An 18119-nucleotide genomic window follows, 5' to 3' on the forward strand; every position below is an offset into this window, starting at 1 on the left:
ACGCGGCCTTACGATGGAGGCATGACTGCTACCACTGGCTCCCGCCGCGTCCTGCTCGCCGCCCCCCGTGGCTACTGCGCCGGTGTGGACCGTGCCGTGATCGCCGTCGAGAAAGCCCTGGAGCAGTACGGCGCCCCGATCTATGTCCGCCACGAGATCGTGCACAACAAGTACGTCGTGCAAACCCTGGAGCGGAAGGGCGCGATCTTCGTCGAGCAGACGGAGGAGGTCCCCGAGGGCGCCATCGTGATGTTCTCCGCGCACGGCGTCGCCCCGACCGTGCACGAGGAGGCCGAGCGCGGCAAGCTCGCCACCATCGACGCGACCTGCCCCTGGTCACCAAGGTCCACAAGGAAGCGATCCGCTACGCCAACGACGACTTCGACATCCTCCTGATCGGCCACGAGGGCCACGAGGAGGTCATCGGCACCTCCGGCGAGGCCCCCGACCACATCACGCTGGTCGACGGCCCCGAGGACGTCGCCAAGGTCGAGGTCCGCGACCCCTCCAAGGTCGTCTGGCTCTCCCAGACCACGCTCTCCGTCGACGAGACGATGGAGACGGTCGACGCCCTCAAGGACAAGTTCCCGGCCCTCGTCTCGCCGCCCAGCGACGACATCTGCTACGCCACGCAGAACCGCCAGCTCGCCGTGAAGCAGATGGGCGCCGACTCCGACCTCGTCATCGTCGTCGGCTCGCGCAACTCCTCCAACTCCAAGCGGCTCGTCGAGGTCGCCAAGCTGGCGGGCGCGCGCGAGGCGTACCTCGTCGACTTCGCCTCCGAGATCGAGGAGGGCTGGCTCGACGGCGTCACGACCGTCGGGGTCACCTCCGGCGCCTCCGTCCCGGACGTCCTCGTCGAGGAAGTCCTGGAGTGGCTCTCGCAGCGCGGCTACGCCGACGTGGAGATCGTGAAGGCCGCTGAGGAATCGATCACGTTCTCGCTTCCCAAGGAGCTTCGCCGCGACCTCCGCGCCGAGGCCGCCGCTCTCCTGCAGGGTTCCCGCGCCGAGAAGTGACCGGCCTCCCGGCGTCGTACGGTGGTGCCCATGGAGATCTTCGGTGTGGACATCGGCGGTTCCGGGATCAAGGGCGCCCCGGTCGATCTTGAGCGCGGCGACCTCGCCCAGGAGCGGTTCAAGGTGCTGACGCCGCAACCGGCCACCCCCGACGCGGTGGCCGACGGCGTCAAGCAGGTCGTCGACAACTTCGGTGGACGGTGCGACCGGGTCGGCATCACCTTCCCCGGCGTCGTCACCGGCGGCTCGACGATCCGGACCGCCGCCAACGTCGACAAGAGCTGGATCGACGTCGACGCGCGCGCCCTGCTCAGCGCCGAGCTCGGCGGCCTGCCCGTCACCGTGCTCAACGACGCGGACGCGGCGGGTGTCGCCGAGATGCAGTTCGGCGCGGGCCAGGGCCGCAAGGGCACCGTCATGCTGCTCACCTTCGGCACCGGCATCGGCAGCGCCCTGTTCAGCGACGGCGTCCTCGTGCCCAACACCGAGCTGGGCCACCTCGAACTCGACGGCCACGACGCCGAGCGGCGCGCCTCCACCAAGGTCAAGGAGGACCACGACATGAGCTGGGAGCACTGGGCGCACCGCGTCCAGAAGTACCTGGCCCACGTCGAGATGCTGTTCTCGCCCGACCTGTTCGTCATCGGCGGCGGTGTCAGCCGCAAGGCGCACAAGTTCCTGCCCCTGATCGAGGGCATCAAGGCGGAGATGGTGCCGGCGCAGTTGCAGAACAACGCCGGGATCGTGGGGGCGGCCATGGCTGCCTCGCGCGTGTAGTCGTCCTCTCGGCGCCCTGCCGCCGTACCGCGTAGAAGCCTCAGCGCCTCAGCGCCTCAGCGCCTCAGCGCCTCGACGCCGTACCGCGTAGAAGCCTCGACGCCTCGACGCCTCGACGCCTCGACGCCCCGGCGTCTCGATGCCCCGGCGCCCCTACGCGGTACGGCGGCGGGGCGCCGGGGCCGCCGAGCGGGGCGCCTGCTGCTGCCCCGCCGCCCGTCGCTGCGCCGCCCTGCGCGCCACGATCCGCACCCTGCGTACGCCGACGATCGCCACGGCGACCAGGGTGCCGGCGTAGAGCCAGCCCGCGTTCAGGGCCAGCGTGGTGAAGACGCCCATCAGGCGCGCGCCCACGCCGCCCGCCCCGTCCGCGATCGTCAGCGCCCCGACGGCGAACGAGATCGGCACCGCGACCGGCGCCGTCACCAGGTCCGCCTTCCGGACCCAGCCCGCGGTCAACGCGCTCACCAGCACGAACAGCACGCCGTACACGGCCGCGGCGCCGTCGAACAGGAACCGGTCCAGGGCGCCGGACAGCAGCATCGCGGCGAGGCAGAACAGTCCGCTGCCGAGGCCCGTCAGGCGCGGGTTGGGGAACCGGCGCAGGGCCCGCAGAACCGGGGGCAGGTTGCGTCCCGGCCGGGCGGCGCTTCTGTAGACGGCCACGGAGCCGTCGGCCGGGTCCGTGGCCGCGTCCGGGGCGCGCACGTCGCGGCCGCCCTGCGCCTGCGGCGGAAGCGGGGCCGTGCGGCGGGGGCGAGGTTGCCGGGGTTGCGCGGGACGCGTCCTGGGTTGCTCCACAGGCCCAACATAGGTGGGCTTATGTGTGGAATAGGCCATAGGACACGCGTTTTGGCCGACCTTGACCGCGACCTGTTGCTCGGGTCGCCCGTTCGATACAGATGCGTGCGGAGCCGGATCGGTTGCGGCCAGGCCGTAGACTGGTGGACTGCCTGCGCCCATCCATCAGTCCTGGCCATCAGCGCCCACCACGTACGGGAAGTCGCAACGTGTCGCTCACGATCGGAATCGTCGGTCTGCCGAATGTCGGCAAGTCGACCCTGTTCAACGCCCTGACCAAGAACGACGTGCTCGCGGCCAACTACCCGTTCGCCACGATCGAGCCCAACGTCGGCGTGGTCGGGGTGCCCGACCCCCGGCTCGACAAGTTGGCCGAGATCTTCAGCTCGCAGAAGGTCCTGCCGGCGACCGTTGACTTCGTCGACATCGCGGGTATCGTGCGCGGCGCCTCCGAGGGCGAGGGCCTGGGCAACAAGTTCCTCGCGAACATCCGTGAGTCCGACGCGATCTGCCAGGTCATCCGCGCCTTCCAGGACGAGAACGTCGTGCATGTCGACGGCAAGGTCTCGCCCAAGGACGACATCGAGACGATCAACACCGAGCTGATCCTCGCCGACCTCCAGACCATCGAGAAGGTCCTGCCGCGCCTCCAGAAGGAGTCGCGGATCAAGAAGGACGTGGCGCCGAAGGTGGCGGCGGTCGAGGCGGCCAAGGCGATTCTCGAGAAGGGCGACACGCTGTTCTCGGCGGGCATCGTCCAGGGCTCCGGCAACGAGGAGCTTCTGCACGACCTGCACCTCCTCACCACCAAGCCCTTCCTCTACGTGTTCAACGTGGACGAGGACGAGCTGACCGACGACGCGTTCAAGGCCGCCCAGAGCGCCCTCGTCGCCCCCGCCGAGGCGATCTTCCTCAACGCCAAGCTGGAGGCGGACCTCGCCGAGCTCGACGAGGCCGACGCGATGGAGCTCCTGGAGTCCGTCGGCGCCGAGGAGCCGGGGCTCGCCACGCTTGCCCGGGTCGGGTTCAACACGCTCGGCCTGCAGACCTACCTCACGGCCGGCCCCAAGGAGTCCCGCGCCTGGACCATCAAGAAGGGCGCCACGGCCCCCGAGGCGGCCGGCGTCATCCACACCGACTTCCAGAAGGGCTTCATCAAGGCGGAGGTCATCTCCTTCGAGGACCTGGTGGAGACGGGGTCTGTGGCGGAGGCGCGGGCGGCCGGGAAGGCGCGCATGGAGGGCAAGGAGTATGTGATGCAGGACGGGGACGTCGTCGAGTTCCGGTTCAACGTGTAGCCGTCGCTGTGACGTGGGGGCCTGGTCCTTTGTGGACCTGGCCCCCTTTGGCTTATGGCCTTCGGGGCGGGACGAGGTTGTCGAGGTCCAGGGTGATCTCGAACGGGACCGGGCGCTTGAGGGTTCCACGGAAGATGTCGCGGGCGACGTAGATGCTGGTGGGGGCGTCCAGCTCATAGACATGTACGACGGCCGACTCCTTTTCGTCCTCAACCCGCCAGTAGTGTGCGATTCCGGCTTCAGCGTATTTCCGGAGCTTCACCGTGCGGTCACGGTGGGCAGACTCGGGGGAAACGACCTCCACGACCAAGTGCACCTGGTCCGGTGCGTACCATGTGCGGTCCGGGTCGTAGGGCGCCGTCGTCACCAGGATGTCCGGCTCCGGTCGGTTGCGGACGTCGAGGCGGATGGTCATCTCACGCTCGACCTCGTAGCCCGCAGGAGCTTGCTCCATCAGTGCTGTGGTCAGGCTGGTGACGACGCGGCCGTGCCACGACCTTTGCGGCGACATCATGAAGACGAGCGCTCCGTCGATGAGTTCGGTGTGGCGGGGCGCCTCGGGAAGGCGGTCCAAGTCCTCCGCGAACCATCCTTCCGGGCGCGGCGGGCGCATCCAGTCGGGTAGGGCGGTCATGGTCGAAGCGTAGCAACCATGCCCTGCGGTGGGAGCGCGCCGAGAAGGGAGGGTGGCCGTCTGGGCTTCGGTTGGCGGGCATCCGTTTCGATCCGACAGGTGTCTGGGTGGGTACGGGGCCGGTCGGGGTATGTCCGTGCTCGCCATCTTGATGGCATCGCCCCTTGTGATCCGTCCCGCCACCGCGTGCTGATGTGCTGCGCGCGGACATACCCCGACCGGCCCCTCCCGTTGAGTCTTGTCTGAGCGTCGGCTCCTGGTTACCGGCCTAGGGTGCCCTCATGACCGCCGCCCTTCCTGATCGCTACTGCCCTGTCGATGGAACACGTGTCTCTGGTGAGTCTCTTGCGTGGTGTTGTCCCGTGTGCCGGGGGCCGCTTGATCTTGATTGGGCGCCTACGCCCGCGTCGCTCGGTTCGTTGAGCGGGCGCGTCAACTCGCTTTGGCGGTATGCCGAGTGTCTGCCGTTGGGCGGGCCTGCGGAGTGTTCCCTCGGAGAAGGGCGTACGCCGCTCGTCTCGCTTGCGGGGGATGTCTCCGCCAAGTTGGACTTCTTGATGCCGACCCTGTCCTTCAAGGACCGGGGGGCTGTGGTGCTTGCCGCGCTTGCCGGGCGGCTGGGGCCCGAGCGGGTCGTCGCTGACAGCAGTGGGAACGCCGGGACCGCTGTGGCTGCCTACTGTGCGCGGGCGCGGCTTGCCTGCACCGTTTACGTGCCTGAGGGGACCTCCGCCAAGAAGGTGGAGCAGATTCTGGCCCATGGGGGCCGGGTGGAAGTGGTGGACGGGGATCGGGAGGCCGCCGCGCGGGCCGCTCGGGGTGTTGCTGATGAGCCCGGGGTCTTTTACGCCAGTCATGTGCATAATCCCTTTTTTCTGCACGGGACCAAGACCTATGTGCATGAGATCTGGGAGGAGCTTGGGGGGCGGCTTCCTGAGGTGCTGGTGGTGCCTGTGGGGAATGGGACTCTCTTGCTGGGGGCCGCTCTCGCTGTCGCCGAGTTGCATGGTGCGGAGCTCATCGATCGGCGGCCCGCGTTGCATGCCGTGCAGGCTGCCGCTGTCGCGCCGCTGGCGGAGGCTTGGCGTCGGGGGGCCGAGGATGTCGTCGAGGCTGTGGCTGTGGTGCCTACTCTCGCTGAGGGGATCGCCATTCCGCTGCCCGCTCGGGCCCGGCAGATTCTGCGCGTCGTCCGGGAGTCCGGGGGCGCTTTTCATACCGTGACGGAGGATCAGGTCCGGCATGCTCAGTTGGATCTGGCATCACGCGGGTTGTATGTCGAGTCGACCGGTGCCGCTTGTTGGGCGGCCACTCGGGACGGGGGGTCCGTGGCCGCTGTTCTGAACGGGCGGGCCGCTGTTGTTCCGTTGTGCGGGGCCGGGTTGAAGACCGGGATGGCGGAGAGTCGGGTGCGGTGAATCGTAGGGGCTGTCGGGGCGCGGCTCGATGTGTGAATCGTGCACTACCCGGAGAAACTCGCTGAGTAAAGACCTGCGGCGCTGCATGTCATCACTTCGGGTGATTCCCTGGCCTTTGCTTGCATGGCTCAACCCACGGTTGCCACGCTGTTGCTGTCTGTCAATCTGATGGGGATTCGAGGGGAAACAAGAAGTGGCATTCGGTGAGCAGCCGGCGTACCTGCGTGTCGCGGGAGATCTGCGCAGGAAGATCGTCAACGGCTCACTGCCGCCGCTCACCAGGCTTCCCTCGCAGGCGCGCATCCGTGAGGAGTACGGGGTCTCCGACACCGTTGCTCTCGAGGCTCGGAAAGTGCTCATGGCCGAGGGGCTTGTCGAAGGGCGCTCCGGGTCGGGCACGTATGTGCGGGAGCGGCCCGTGCCCCGGCGGGTGGCCCGGAGCGGCTATCAGACGGGCGGGGGGTCCACTCCGTTCCGGCAGGAGCAGGCCGATCCGACGGCTAGGGGGTCCTGGGACTCCCGCAGTGAGCAGGTCGAGGCGGACGGCGTCGTCGCCGAGCGGCTCGGTGTGCGGGTCGGGGACCGCGTCATGTGCACCAAGTACGTGTACCGGGACTCCGGGGAGACGGTCATGCTCGCCACCTCGTGGGAGCCGCTCGCCGTCACCGGGCGGACGCCGGTCATGCTGCCCGAGGAAGGGCCCCTCGGCGGATGTGGTGTCGTCGAGCGCATGGCGGCCATCGATGTGGTCGTGGACAACGTCACGGAGGAAGTCGCCGCCCGTCCCGGGCTCGCCGAGGAGTTGAGCGCTCTGGGGGGAGTGCCGGGACATGTCGTTCTTGTCATTCACCGGACCTTCTTCGCGTCCGGCAGACCCGTCGAGACCGCCGATGTCGTCGTGCCCGCCGATCGCTATCGCATCGCCTATCACCTGCCGGTGAAGTAAGCCGCGCGGGAGGGTCTCGTCGGGGGCTGAATCTGGCCTTTCTTGCCCAAGCCTTTAACCGCTTCGTCCATGAGTGAAGTGAGCGCGGCAGCTCGTCCGCGCCCGCCGGGCCTGGGCCGCGTACGGCTTCGTCTCTCTGAACTGGGGAGCGTGGGGGAGTGGGGGCGCGTCCTTGTGGCGCGCCCCCTTTGTTGTGTTCCGGCGTGCGCCGCCGCTCCTTGGCTTGTTGCGTCTCTCTTTGTGCCAATCCGTATCCGCTCCGTAAAGGTCAGGCGTAGGCTCGGGCATATGCGGATTGCGGTTTCCTCAGGACGCTTAGGGGGCGGGGCACCATGCGAGCCGGAGTCGGGGAGTGGAGGGGCGCGATGACGGACAACACGACCACACTTCCGTGGCTTGTCATTCGCGAGGACGACAACGGCAACCGCTACCGCGTCGGGCGGTACGCGACCAGGGCCGAGGCCCAGCGCACCGCGGACAGCCTCGACAGCCGCGGCCACAAGCAGCTCTACTGGATCGAGCGGCTCACCCCGAACGCGGAGCCGGGGCAGAACGGCACGGTGCGCTGACGGGGCCGTAGGCTCCGGTGCATGCCCACCGCACCCATTCCCGCTGAACCTGTTGTCGTGGTCGCCGCCGCCCTGTTCGACGACGCGGGGCGCCTGTTCGCCGCGCGACGGAGTGCGCCCCCCGAGCTGGCCGGGCGCTGGGAACTGCCCGGCGGGAAGGTCGAGCCGGGGGAGAGCTGCGAGCAGGCCCTCGTGCGTGAGCTGCGCGAGGAGCTGGGCGTCGAGGCCCTGCCCGAGCGGCGCGTTCCGGGGGAGTGGGATCTGAAAGCGGGCTATGTCCTGCGGGTTTGGCGTACGCGGATTGTTTCCGGAGTGCCGCGCACGCTTCAGGATCATGACGAGTTGCGCTGGCTCGCGGCTGATGAGGTCTGGTCCGTCGAGTGGCTGGATCAGGACGTCGCCGCCGTCAAGCACGTGATCGCCTCGGAGTGAACGCCGGGCGGCGCGATACCCGCGCGCCCGTGGCGACCCCGCGTACGCCGTCCGTACCACCACGCACCCCCTGACGCGGTAGCACCACGTTCCGTCCGGGTATATGCCGATTAACCCTCTGAAACCGGGCAGGGCTCATCGCGTTCCAGGGAAGTGATCGGCGTGATCCACACCGACGGCGACTCCGCCGAGTGGGCCTTTCCCGCCGATCCGACGGCGGTCCGCAGAGCCCGCGCCGCCGTGCGCACCCAGCTCGCCGACTGGGCTCTCGCCGAGCTGGGTGATGTGACCGCCCTGCTGGTCAGCGAGCTGGTCACCAACTCCATGCGGCACGCGTCCGGGCCCATCGGCGTGCGCCTGTGCCGGCAGGGCGGACCGTACGGCGGGCTGCTCGTGGAGGTTTCCGACCCGCTGCCGGACCCCCCTCGTGCCCGTACCGCCGCGCATGACGACGAGGGCGGGCGGGGGCTCCAGCTGGTCGCCGGGGCGTCCCGGCGCTGGGGCACCAGACCGGGGGACCCCCGCACGGGTGGCAAAACCGTGTGGTTCGAGCTGGCGCTGCCTGGTTAGACGAGGGAGCAGAAACGCATCGGCAGGGGAGGTCTGGAGGATTCGGCAGTGGGTGCGGGGCGTCGGGTGTGGGCCCACCTCCACCGTGGGTACGGAAACAATCGGCCCCGACGGGCCAAAAAGCGTCGGGAGCGTGGTGTGATCGTGAACACCGTGTTGCGCGGCCCCGTAGTGCTGGATACTGCGGGCAGCCGCCCCGGTGACCGGTGCCGGGCGTGGTGAGCTGGAGGGGACGGTTCGCGTGAGCGAGATACCAGCGAAGGCCGGGATGTCCGAGGACCGCTCGGGCACGGAGTCTGCGCGGGATGCGGACCGTGGCGCCCAGGCGGGCGCGTCCGACACCTGGCAGTCCAGCCCGCCCGGATCGATCTACGACTACATCAAGGTCGCCTCCTTCTCCATCGGGCCCGACGGGCTGATCGACCAGTGGAGCCTGCGCGCCGCGCACCTCTTCGGGGTCGCGCCCGAGGACGCGGTGGGCAAGGACCCGATCGAGGCGTTCGTCCCCGCCGACCTCCGGGAGCGCGGGCACCGCAAGATGGCCGAGATCCTGGACGGGCGCGAGTGGACGGGCAGCGTGCCGTTCCGGATGCCGCCGCGGGAGGACGCCGGGGCGGGCGCCGACCGGCCCACCGCGCGCGCCGAGGTCTATGTGATGCCGACGACCACCGAGTCCGGGGAGCGGGCCGCGGTCTGCATCGTCGTCGACGTACGGACCCTGCGGCGCATCGAGACCGACCTCGCCGCCTCGCAGGCCATTTTCGGCCAATCACCCTTCGGCTTCCTGCTGTTCGACACCGACCTCAAGGTGCGGCGGACCAATCGCACGTTCACCTCGGTCTTCGGCGGCAAGGCCGACGACCACCGGGGACGCACCGTCCACGACTACCTGCCGCGCCACGAGGCCGACCGGGTGCAGGGCGCGCTGCGCCGCGTCCTGGAGACCGGGGACGCCGTCACCGACATGCAGCTCGTCGGGACCGTGCCCGGCTCCCCGGAGCGGCGGCACTGGTCCATCAACCTCTACCGCGTGCACAGCGGTTCGGGGCGGCCCATCGGCATCGCCGGCCTCACCACCGACGTGACCCGCCGCCACGCCGCCGCCCGTGAGGCCGCGCACGCCCGAAGGAATCTCGCGCTGCTCAATGAGGCCGGCGCCCGGATCGGCAATTCGCTCGACCTGGAGACGACCGCGCGGGAACTCCTCGACGTCGTCGTCCCCGGTTTCTGCGATCTGGCCTCCGTCGACCTCTACCAGGGGCTGCTCCTCGGCGACGAGGTGGCGCTCGGCAGCCACAGCCTCGCCGACGGCAGTGCCGAGCTGCGGCGCGTCGCCGCCGCCAGCGCCGTCGCCGATGTGCCGTTCCTCGATCTGGGCGGGCAGGCGCCGGTCGGCGTGGGCGCCGTGCACCGTTTTCCGTTCAACTCCGCGTGCGCCGACGCCCTGCGCACCGCGCGGCCCCAGCTGCTGCCCGCCGAGCCCGGCGATCTCGTGCAGTCCACGCTCGCGGTGCCGATGGTCGCGCACGACACCGTCGTCGGGCTCGTGCAGTTCTCCCGTACGAAGGGCAGCGAGCCGTTCAACGAGCGGGACCGGGCCCTCGCCGTCGAGCTGGCCGCGCGCGCCGCGGTCTGCATCGACAACGCGCGCCTGTACCGCCGTGAGCACGAGCGCGCCCTGATCCTCCAGCGCTCCCTCCTGCCGCCCGACAACCCCGAGGCGTCGGGGCTCGACATCGCCTGCCGCTATCTGCCCGGCAACGCGGCGACCGAGGTCGGCGGTGACTGGTTCGACGTCATCGAGCTGCCCGGGCACCGCACCGCGCTCGTCATCGGGGACGTCATGGGGCGCGGGCTGCGCGCCGCCGTCGCCATGGGAGAACTGCGGACGGCCGTACGGACGTTGGCGCTGCTCGATCTCGAACCGGCCGAGGTGCTCGACGCGCTGGACGAGATCGCGCGAGGGCTCGGCACGCCCGGCGGCGTCCAGCAGGCCACCCGCGCCGCCCGCAGCAAGCCCTCCGACGCCGACCTGTCCGAGGTCTACCTCGCCACCTGCGTCTACGCGGTCTACGACGCCGTCACCCGGCGCTGCACCTTCGCCAACGCCGGGCACCTGCCGCCCGTCCTCGTCGCACCCGGCGACGGCGCCCTCATGCTCGACGTGCCGCCGGGGATGCCGCTCGGCGTGGGCGGCGAACCGTTCGAGGAGGTGGAGGTCGAGCTGCCCGAGGGGTCGCTGCTCGCGCTCTACACGGACGGGCTCGTCGAGTCCCGCGACCACCCGCTCGACGAGGGGCTCTCGGCGTTCCGCGATGTCCTGAACGATCCGGCGCCCGCCCTGGAGGACGTCTGCGACCACGTCCTCACCACCCTCGACACGCACCACGGCGAGGACGACATCGCGCTGCTCATGGCCCGGATCGAGGGGCTGCCCAGCGAGAACGTCGGCGACTGGACGCTGCCGCGCGAACCCAAGTCGGTCGGCCGGGCGCGCGAGCTCGCGCGGGAGCAACTGACCGCCTGGGAACTCGAACCCCTGGTCGACACCACCGAACTGCTCGTCAGCGAGCTGGTCACCAACGCGCTGCGGTACGGCGAGGGCGACATCAGGCTCCGGCTGCTGCTCGACCGCACCCTGGTCTGCGAGGTGTGGGACGCGGGGCTCGTGCAGCCGCGCCGCCGCCGCGCCCGCGACACCGACGAGGGCGGGCGCGGGCTCCAGCTCGTCGGGCTGCTCAGCGCGGCGTGGGGGTCACGTCGTACCCCGCGCGGCAAGACCGTCTGGTTCGAGATGGCGCTGCCGGACGGGGGGACCGGGCTCGTGGATCCTACGGAGGCGCTGCTCAGCCTGTTCTAGGACCGCTGCCCCTACGCGCCCTTGAGCGCGGCCAGACGGGCCTCGATCTCCGCGTCGTCGCCGAGCGCGTCCAGCTGTTCGAACTGCGCGTCGAGCGAGGACGCGGCCAGCTCCTGCTTGCCGAGCGCCCTGGCCTCCTCGCGGCGCACCTTCTCCTCGAAGCGGTGCAGCTCGCTCGTCGGGTCCAGGACGTCGATGTTCTTCGCCGCGTCCAGCATCTGGTTCTGCGCCTGCGCCGTCTTCGCGCGGGCCACCAGCTGGTCGCGCTTCGCCTGCAGCTCCTTCAGTTTCTCCTGCATCTGGGTGAGGCCGAATTTCAGCTTGTCGACGACCTCGGTCTGCGCGGCGATCGTCGGCTCGGCGTCCTTCGCCTCCTTCTCCGCCTTGAGCTGCCTGCCGAGCGCGACCTTGGCGAGATTGTCGAACGTGTCCGCCTCCGCCGTCGTACCGGCGGAGCGCAGCTCGTCCGCCTGTCTGCTGGCGGCGAGCGCCTTCGTGCCCCACTCGGCGGCGGCGTCCACGTCCTCCTTGTGGTCCTGTTCGAGGAGACGCAGGTTGCCGATGGTCGCCGCCACGGCCTCCTCGGCCTCCCGGATGTTGTTCGTGTAGTCGCGGATGAGCTGGTCCAGCATCTTCTGCGGGTCCTCGGCACTGTCGAGCAGCGCGTTGATGTTGGCCTTCGCGAGGGTGGCGACCCGGCTGAAGACGGTCTGCTTGGTCATGGTCAGGTCCTCCGTCGGTGGAGCTCGGGTGAAGCTCGGGTGGAGTGCGGGCTTTCGCCGGGATCGCGGGGCCGAAGTGGTCAGAAACGGCCTCCGCCGCCCCTGCGGCCGCGGGTGCCTCCGCCGCCGAAGCTGCCGGGTCCTGGGCCCCGGACGCCCCCGCCGCCGAACCCGCCGCGACGGCCGCCGCCCATCCCGCCCATGCCGCGACCCGCGCCGCCGAGGAGCTGGCCGAGGAGGATGCCGCCGAGCATCGCGCCGCCGGAGCCGCCGCCGCGTCCGCCGCCCCCGTACGGGCCGCCGCCGTACGCGCGTACGTCCCGTTCGGCGAGCGACCGGGCCTGCCGGGCCAGCGCGTCGGCCTGCTGCGCCTCGGCGAGCGCGCCCGCCGGGTCGGCCCCCTCGGCGTCCTGCGCGATGGCCAGGTGGCGCTGGGCCTCCGCGAGGCGGGTGCGGGCCTCGCTGCCGACCGCGCCGCGGTGCGTGGTGATGAAGTCGGCGGCGGCGCCGGTGCCGCTGCGCGCCGCGAGCAGCGCCTGGCCGAGGAGTGAGCGGGCGCGCGTGGTGCCGGCCTCGCGCTCCCGGGCCGCCGCGAGCGCCTCGTCGAGCGCCGCGTCCGCCTCCTCCACGCGGCGCAGCGCGTCGATCGGGTCGTACGGGCCCGCGGCCGTCTCCTTGCGTACGTCGCCGATGACGGACTCGGCGCGGGCGACGCGGCCACGCAGGTCGGCGGTGGAGACGCCCTGGGTGGTGCCTTCCAGGAGGCCGCGCGCGTCCGCGAGGTCGGCCTCGGACTCGGTCAGCGCGGCGGGGAGGCGGTCCGTCGCCTCGGCGAGTTCACCGCCCAGGCGTTCGACGGCGGTGACGAAGGTGCGGGCCTGGTCGACGGCGCCCTCCGCGGCCCGCAGGGAGACGGCGGCCTTGCCGTTGTCGCCCGCGTCGACGGAGCGGCGGGCCCGACCGAGGTGGGTCGAGGCGAACGCGAGCCGGTCCTCGGCCTGTTCGACGTGGTCCGCGACCGATGTGAGTGCGGACGGCGCGTAGCGCGTGCCGAGCGCGGTCAGCGTCTCCCGCGCGTGGCCCGTCTGCGCCGTCAGCTCCTGGTACGCCCGCTCGGCGTGGGCCAGCGCGTCCGGCGCCGCCCGTTCGAGCGAGCGCAGCCGGTCGAAGTCGCCGGCCTCCTGGTCCAGGCGGCGGCCCGCCTCCGTGCAGCGGCTGATGATCTCGTCCAGCATGCGCCGCTTGGCCGCGTCGTCCTCGGGGAACGCGTCGTCGAGTTGCTGACGCAGCTTGAACGCCGCCGTCAGCTCCGAGCGCGCGTACGCGAGCGCCTCGCCGAACTGCCGGACCGCGTCCTCGCCGAACTGGGCCGTCGCGAAGCCCAGCTCCTCCGTGCTGGTGCGCACCGCGTCATCCGTCTCCACGAGCAGGTGCCCAGCCTGCTTGTCCAGCTCGGGCAACGGTGTGACGGCCTGCTTTCCCCAGGTCTGCGGTGTGGTCCGCTCGTTCATGCGCCGCTTGCGGCGGGTCCAGCTGTACGCGGCCAGGGCGCCGGCCGCGCCGACGGCGACGATCGGCAGCACGAGGTCGCCGCTGCCGCTGAGGCCGCCGTCGTTGCCGCTCGCGCCCGGGTCGTCGGCGCCCGGGGTGATCGTCGGCGTGGGCACGGGGCGGCCCGCGACGACCGCGCCGATCCCGTTCGCGGCACCGATCGCGGCGCCGGGCCAGTCGTTCCGGCGCAGAGCGGGCTCGATCCCGGCCCGCGTGATCTCCTGGATCTGCGCGTCCGTGATCCGTGAATCCTGGTCGACCGAGAGCGCGTACTGCCGGTCGTGCGTGGCCACGGCGAGCAGGACGTCGTCGAGGCCGAGCCCGTTCCGCTCGGCGGTGGCGTCGGCCCAGCTCTGCGCGGAGCGTCCGGAGAAGTCCCGTACGTAGGCGACGAAGAGCTGCGTGCCGTGCTGGTCGTCGAGGCCGGTCAGCGCGGTGGCGACGGCGCCCTTCCGGTCCCCGAGCGCGCCGACCTCGTCGGTGATCTGCCCGGTACGGGAGAGGGTGACCGGGTCGTCGGCGCGGGCGGCGGCAGCGGGCACGAGCAGCCACGCCAGGGCGAGCAGCGCGGCGAGCGCGGCCCGCGCGGCGCTCACGCCCGGACGGGAGCACGCCCGCGCGGCGTACACGCCTGGACGGGAGCGCGCCCGCACGGCGCTCACGCCCGGACCGGGGCGCGCCCGCGCGGCGCTCACACCAGGACGGGAGCGCGCCCGCGCGGCGCTCGCGGCCAAGCAGGGGCGCGCCCGCGCGGTGAACACAACCGGACAGGGGCGCGCCCGTACGGATATCGGCACCGGGCGGGAGCGGCTCTCGGGCAGGGGCACATTTTGGAGCGTATGTCTGGGTCCGCCCCTCCGCGACCGCTGCGCCCCCGTACGCCCGGCTACGGCTCCGGCGCGCCGGGGCTCCGGTCACGGGCCGGGGCGGTCACGACCTGCGGCGGATCTTGTTGCCCAGCCACACCACCGGGTCGTACTTGCGGTCGGCCGCCCGCTCCTTCAGGGGGATCAGGGCGTTGTCCGTGATCTTGATGTGCTCGGGGCAGACCTCGGTGCAGCACTTGGTGATGTTGCAGTAGCCGAGGCCGTGTTCGTCCTGGGCGGTCGTCTTGCGGTCGAGGCCGGTCTCGGCGGCCTCGTCCAGGGGGTGCATGTCGAGCTCCGCGACGCGCATCAGGAAGCGCGGGCCCGCGAACGCCGGTTTGTTCTCCTCGTGGTCGCGGACCACATGGCAGGTGTCCTGGCACAGGAAGCACTCGATGCACTTGCGGAACTCCTGCGGCCGGTCCACGTCCTCCTGCATCATCCGGTACTCGCCGGGACCGAGCCCGCTCGGCGCCACGAACGCCGGGACCTCGCGCGCCTTCGCGTAGTTGAAGCCGACGTCCGTCACCAGGTCCCGGACGACCGGGAACGCCCGCAGCGGGGTCACCGTGATCACGTCGTCCTGGCCGAAGACCGACATGCGTGTCATGCACATCAGCCGGGGACGGCCGTTGATCTCCGCCGAGCACGAGCCGCACTTGCCCGCCTTGCAGTTCCAGCGGACCGCCAGGTCGGGGGCTTGCGTCGCCTGCAGGCGGTGGATGATGTCGAGCACCACCTCGCCCTCGTTGACCTCGACGTCGAAGTCCTCCAGGCCGCCGCCCGCCGTGTCCCCGCGCCACACCTTGAAGCGGGCCTCATACGCGCTCACTCGTACAGCTCCTCTTCGGTCAGGTACTTGACCAGCTCCTCTTTCTCGAAGAGGGCCAGCAGGTCGGGGCGGATCGGGTCGGTGGTCTCGCGTACGAGGTCGATCTGGCCGCGCACCGGGTCGGTGGCCGCCAGGCCCCCGCTCGGGTCGCGCAACGAGCAGAGCAGGTTGGCGCGGCGCCATTCGCGGTCCATCGCCGGGTGGTCCTCACGGGTGTGGCCGCCGCGCGACTCCTGCCGTTCGAGCGCGGCGCGGGCTACGCATTCGCTGACCAGGAGCATGTTGCGGAGGTCGAGCGCGAGATGCCAGCCCGGGTTGAACTGCCGGTGCCCCTCGACCCCGGCCCGCCGCGCCCGCACCCGCAGCGCCGCGAGCTTGCGCAGCGCCTCCTCCATCTCGCCCTCGCGGCGGATGATGCCGACGAGGTCGTTCATCGTCTGCTGGAGTTCCTGGTGCAGGGTGTACGGGTTCTCGGGGACGGTGCCCTCCTCCTGGCCCTCCGCCGAGAAGGGGCGGAGCGCCTCCGCCGCGGCGGTGTCGAGCTGGAGGTCGGGGACGACCGGGCGGTCCTCGGTGAGGTTCTGCGCGTACTGCGCCGCGTGCAGCCCGGCGCGGCGGCCGAAGACCAGCAGGTCGGACAGCGAGTTGCCGCCGAGGCGGTTCGAGCCGTGCATTCCGCCCGCCACCTCACCGGCCGCGTACAGGCCCGGCACGCCGCGCGCCGCCGCCGTGTCCGAGTCGACGGCGATGCCGCCCATCACGTAGTGACAGGTCGGGCCGACCTCCATCGCCTCCGCCGTGATGTCGACGTCCGCCAGCTCCTTGAACTGGTGGTACATCGACGGCAGGCGGCGCCGGATGACCTCGGCGGGCATCCGCGTCGACACGTCCAGGAAGACGCCGCCGTGCGGGGAGCCTCGGCCCGCCTTCACCTCGGCGTTGATGGCGCGGGCCACCTCGTCGCGGGGGAGCAGTTCGGGCGGGCGCCGGTTGTGATCGGGGTCCTCGTACCAGCGGTCGCCCTCGGCCTCCGACTCCGCGTACTTCTCCTTGAAGACGTCCGGGATGTAGTCGAACATGAACCGCTTGCCCTCGGAGTTCCGCAGCACACCGCCGTCGCCGCGCACCGACTCGGTGACGAGGATGCCCTTCACCGACGGCGGCCAGACCATGCCGGTCGGGTGGAACTGCACGAACTCCATGTTCAGCAGGGGCGCGCCCGCGAGCAGCGCGAGCGCGTGGCCGTCGCCCGTGTACTCCCACGAGTTCGACGTCACCTTGAACGACTTGCCGATGCCGCCCGTCGCCAGGACCACGCTCGGCGCTTCGAGGACGAAGAACCGCCCGCTCTCGCGCTCGTAGCAGAAGGCGCCGGAGACGCGGCTGCCGTCCTCGTCCTTCAGCACGCGCGTGACCGTGCACTCCTGGAAGACCTTCAGCCGCGCCTCGTAGTCGCCGAACTCCGCCTTGTCCTGCTGCTGGAGCTGGACGATCTTCTGCTGGAGGGTGCGGATCAGCTCCAGGCCCGTACGGTCGCCGACGTGGGCGAGGCGCGGGTACTCGTGGCCGCCGAAGTTGCGCTGCGAGATCCGGCCGTCGCGGGTGCGGTCGAAAAGCGCGCCCCACGTCTCCAGCTCCCACACCCGGTCGGGTGCCTCCTGCGCGTGCAGCTCGGCCATCCGCCACTGGTTGAGGAACTTGCCGCCGCGCATCGTGTCGCGGAAGTGGACCTGCCAGTTGTCGCCGGAGTTCACATTGCCCATGGCGGCCGCGATGCCGCCCTCCGCCATCACCGTATGGGCCTTGCCGAACAGGGACTTGCAGATCACCGCCGTACGGGCGCCCCGCTCACGCGCCTCGATCGCGGCCCGGAGTCCGGCGCCGCCCGCGCCCACCACGACAACATCCCAGTGCTGCCGCTCCACCACACTCATCGTTGCGCTCCCACCGTCGAAGGCATCAGAAGAACCGCGGATCGTCGAAGACGCCGGACGCGACCAGGTACACGTAGAAGTCGGCGAGCGCCACGCTCACGAGGGACGCCCACGCGAGCAGCATGTGACGGGCGTTCAGCTTGCCGACCCAGCCCCAGAGGCGGTAGCGCACGGGGTGCTTCGAGAAGTGTTTGAGGCGGCCTCCGACGATGTGCCGGCAGGAGTGGCAGGAGATCGTGTACGCCCAGATCAGCGCGATGTTGATCAGGAAGACGACGGTGCCGAGGCCCATGTGGCCCCACGCGTAGGTCTCGTCTCGGAAGGCGAGCACGGTGTCGTAGCTGAGGATGCCGGCGACGAGTACGGCCGCGTAGAAGAAGTACCGGTGGATGTTCTGCAGGATCAGCGGGAACCGCGTCTCACCGCTGTACTTCTTGTGCGGCTCGGCCACCGCGCAGGCCGGGGGCGACGCCCAGAAGCCGCGGTAGTAGGCCTTGCGGTAGTAGTAGCAGGTCAGCCGGAAGCCGAGCGGGAAGATCAGGATGAGCAGCGCGGGGGAGAGGCCCCACCAGCTGCCGAAGATCTCCCAGTTCGGGCCATGGCGCATGGGCGCGCAGTTCTCCGCGACGCACGGCGAGTAGAACGGGGAGACGTACGGGGCCGCGTAGTAGTCGGCGTTGGCGAACGCCCGCCACGTCGAGTAGACGACGAAGGCGAACAGGCCCGCGGCGGTCGTGGCCGGGGCCAGCCACCAGCGGTCCGTGCGCAGGTGCGGTGCGGCGATCGCGGCACGCGTCCGGCTCCGTACTCCGGTGCCCTGGTCGCTGCCGCTCTCGGTATGGGGTTCGTCGGTGCTGGTGGGTTCCGTGCCGGTGGCCAAGGAAGCCTCC

15 protein-coding genes and 1 pseudogene are annotated in these 18119 nt (G+C 70.8%); 9 read left to right on the top strand and 7 right to left on the bottom strand.

Features of this window, described 5'->3' with window-relative positions:
- Nucleotides 1–21 precede the first annotated feature (21 nt).
- Together N5I75_RS23715 and ppgK are read left to right on the top strand one after the other, a co-directional pair.
- Nucleotides 22–1019, top strand: a pseudogene (locus N5I75_RS23715) (4-hydroxy-3-methylbut-2-enyl diphosphate reductase).
- A gap of 30 nt (nt 1020–1049) precedes the next feature.
- Nucleotides 1050–1796: a polyphosphate--glucose phosphotransferase gene (ppgK, locus tag N5I75_RS23720; RefSeq protein ID WP_476680336.1), complete on the top strand. Its 747-nt coding sequence runs from the start codon at nt 1050–1052 to the stop codon at nt 1794–1796.
- Nucleotides 1797–1949: 153 nt separating this feature from the next.
- On the opposite strand, the gene N5I75_RS23725 is transcribed toward ppgK, so the two are convergent.
- Nucleotides 1950–2597 carry a DUF6542 domain-containing protein gene (locus N5I75_RS23725; RefSeq protein WP_476680338.1) on the bottom strand — a complete coding sequence of 216 codons (648 nt, stop codon included), beginning with the start codon at nt 2595–2597 and terminating at the stop codon, nt 1950–1952.
- 209 nt (nt 2598–2806) lie between these two features.
- Here N5I75_RS23725 and ychF point away from each other — a divergent pair, with 209 nt between their 5' ends.
- Nucleotides 2807–3895 carry a redox-regulated ATPase YchF gene (gene ychF / locus N5I75_RS23730; RefSeq protein ID WP_476680340.1) on the top strand — a complete coding sequence of 363 codons (1089 nt, stop codon included), beginning with the start codon at nt 2807–2809 and terminating at the stop codon, nt 3893–3895.
- A 52-nt stretch (nt 3896–3947) separates the two neighbouring features.
- Here ychF and N5I75_RS23735 read toward each other — a convergent pair whose 3' ends face one another.
- Nucleotides 3948–4529, bottom strand: a complete 582-nt coding sequence (locus tag N5I75_RS23735) for a Uma2 family endonuclease (protein WP_476680342.1) — start codon at nt 4527–4529, stop codon at nt 3948–3950.
- Nucleotides 4530–4810: 281 nt separating this feature from the next.
- On the opposite strand from N5I75_RS23735, the gene N5I75_RS23740 reads away from it, so the two are divergent.
- The 6 genes from N5I75_RS23740 to N5I75_RS23765 all read left to right on the top strand — a co-directional run bounded on the left by N5I75_RS23740 (nt 4811) and on the right by N5I75_RS23765 (nt 11324).
- Complete coding sequence (locus N5I75_RS23740; protein ID WP_476680344.1) at nt 4811–5947, top strand: pyridoxal-phosphate dependent enzyme; 1137 nt, start codon at nt 4811–4813, stop codon at nt 5945–5947.
- A gap of 193 nt (nt 5948–6140) precedes the next feature.
- Complete coding sequence (locus N5I75_RS23745; protein ID WP_476680346.1) at nt 6141–6893, top strand: GntR family transcriptional regulator; 753 nt, start codon at nt 6141–6143, stop codon at nt 6891–6893.
- 365 nt (nt 6894–7258) lie between these two features.
- Nucleotides 7259–7462 (top strand): SPOR domain-containing protein, encoded by a 204-nt coding sequence (locus tag N5I75_RS23750; RefSeq protein WP_476680348.1) that lies wholly within the window; start codon nt 7259–7261, stop codon nt 7460–7462.
- Nucleotides 7463–7483: 21 nt separating this feature from the next.
- A complete protein-coding gene (locus N5I75_RS23755) occupies nt 7484–7894 on the top strand; it encodes a (deoxy)nucleoside triphosphate pyrophosphohydrolase (protein WP_476680350.1) in 411 nt (136 codons plus the stop codon).
- 153 nt (nt 7895–8047) lie between these two features.
- A complete protein-coding gene (locus N5I75_RS23760; protein ID WP_476680352.1) occupies nt 8048–8464 on the top strand; it encodes an ATP-binding protein in 417 nt (138 codons plus the stop codon).
- A gap of 241 nt (nt 8465–8705) precedes the next feature.
- Nucleotides 8706–11324, top strand: coding sequence for a SpoIIE family protein phosphatase (locus N5I75_RS23765; RefSeq protein ID WP_476680354.1), 2619 nt, complete (start codon nt 8706–8708; stop codon nt 11322–11324).
- A gap of 11 nt (nt 11325–11335) precedes the next feature.
- On the opposite strand, the gene N5I75_RS23770 is transcribed toward N5I75_RS23765, so the two are convergent.
- The 5 genes from N5I75_RS23770 to N5I75_RS23790 form a co-directional block, all read right to left on the bottom strand.
- Nucleotides 11336–12046, bottom strand: a complete 711-nt coding sequence (locus tag N5I75_RS23770) for a PspA/IM30 family protein (RefSeq protein ID WP_476680356.1) — start codon at nt 12044–12046, stop codon at nt 11336–11338.
- An 80-nt stretch (nt 12047–12126) separates the two neighbouring features.
- Nucleotides 12127–14193, bottom strand: coding sequence for a TPM domain-containing protein (locus N5I75_RS23775; protein WP_476680358.1), 2067 nt, complete (start codon nt 14191–14193; stop codon nt 12127–12129).
- A gap of 334 nt (nt 14194–14527) precedes the next feature.
- Nucleotides 14528–15295: a succinate dehydrogenase/fumarate reductase iron-sulfur subunit gene (locus N5I75_RS23780; protein WP_476680360.1), complete on the bottom strand. Its 768-nt coding sequence runs from the start codon at nt 15293–15295 to the stop codon at nt 14528–14530.
- Nucleotides 15292–17229, bottom strand: coding sequence for a fumarate reductase/succinate dehydrogenase flavoprotein subunit (locus N5I75_RS23785; protein ID WP_476680362.1), 1938 nt, complete (start codon nt 17227–17229; stop codon nt 15292–15294). Before N5I75_RS23785 ends, N5I75_RS23780 begins: the two co-directional genes overlap by 4 nt.
- A gap of 25 nt (nt 17230–17254) precedes the next feature.
- A complete protein-coding gene (locus tag N5I75_RS23790) occupies nt 17255–18109 on the bottom strand; it encodes a hypothetical protein (RefSeq protein ID WP_476680364.1) in 855 nt (284 codons plus the stop codon).
- Nucleotides 18110–18119 lie beyond the last annotated feature (10 nt).

The sequence above is a fragment of the Streptomyces sp. R818 genome, assembly GCF_056172735.1.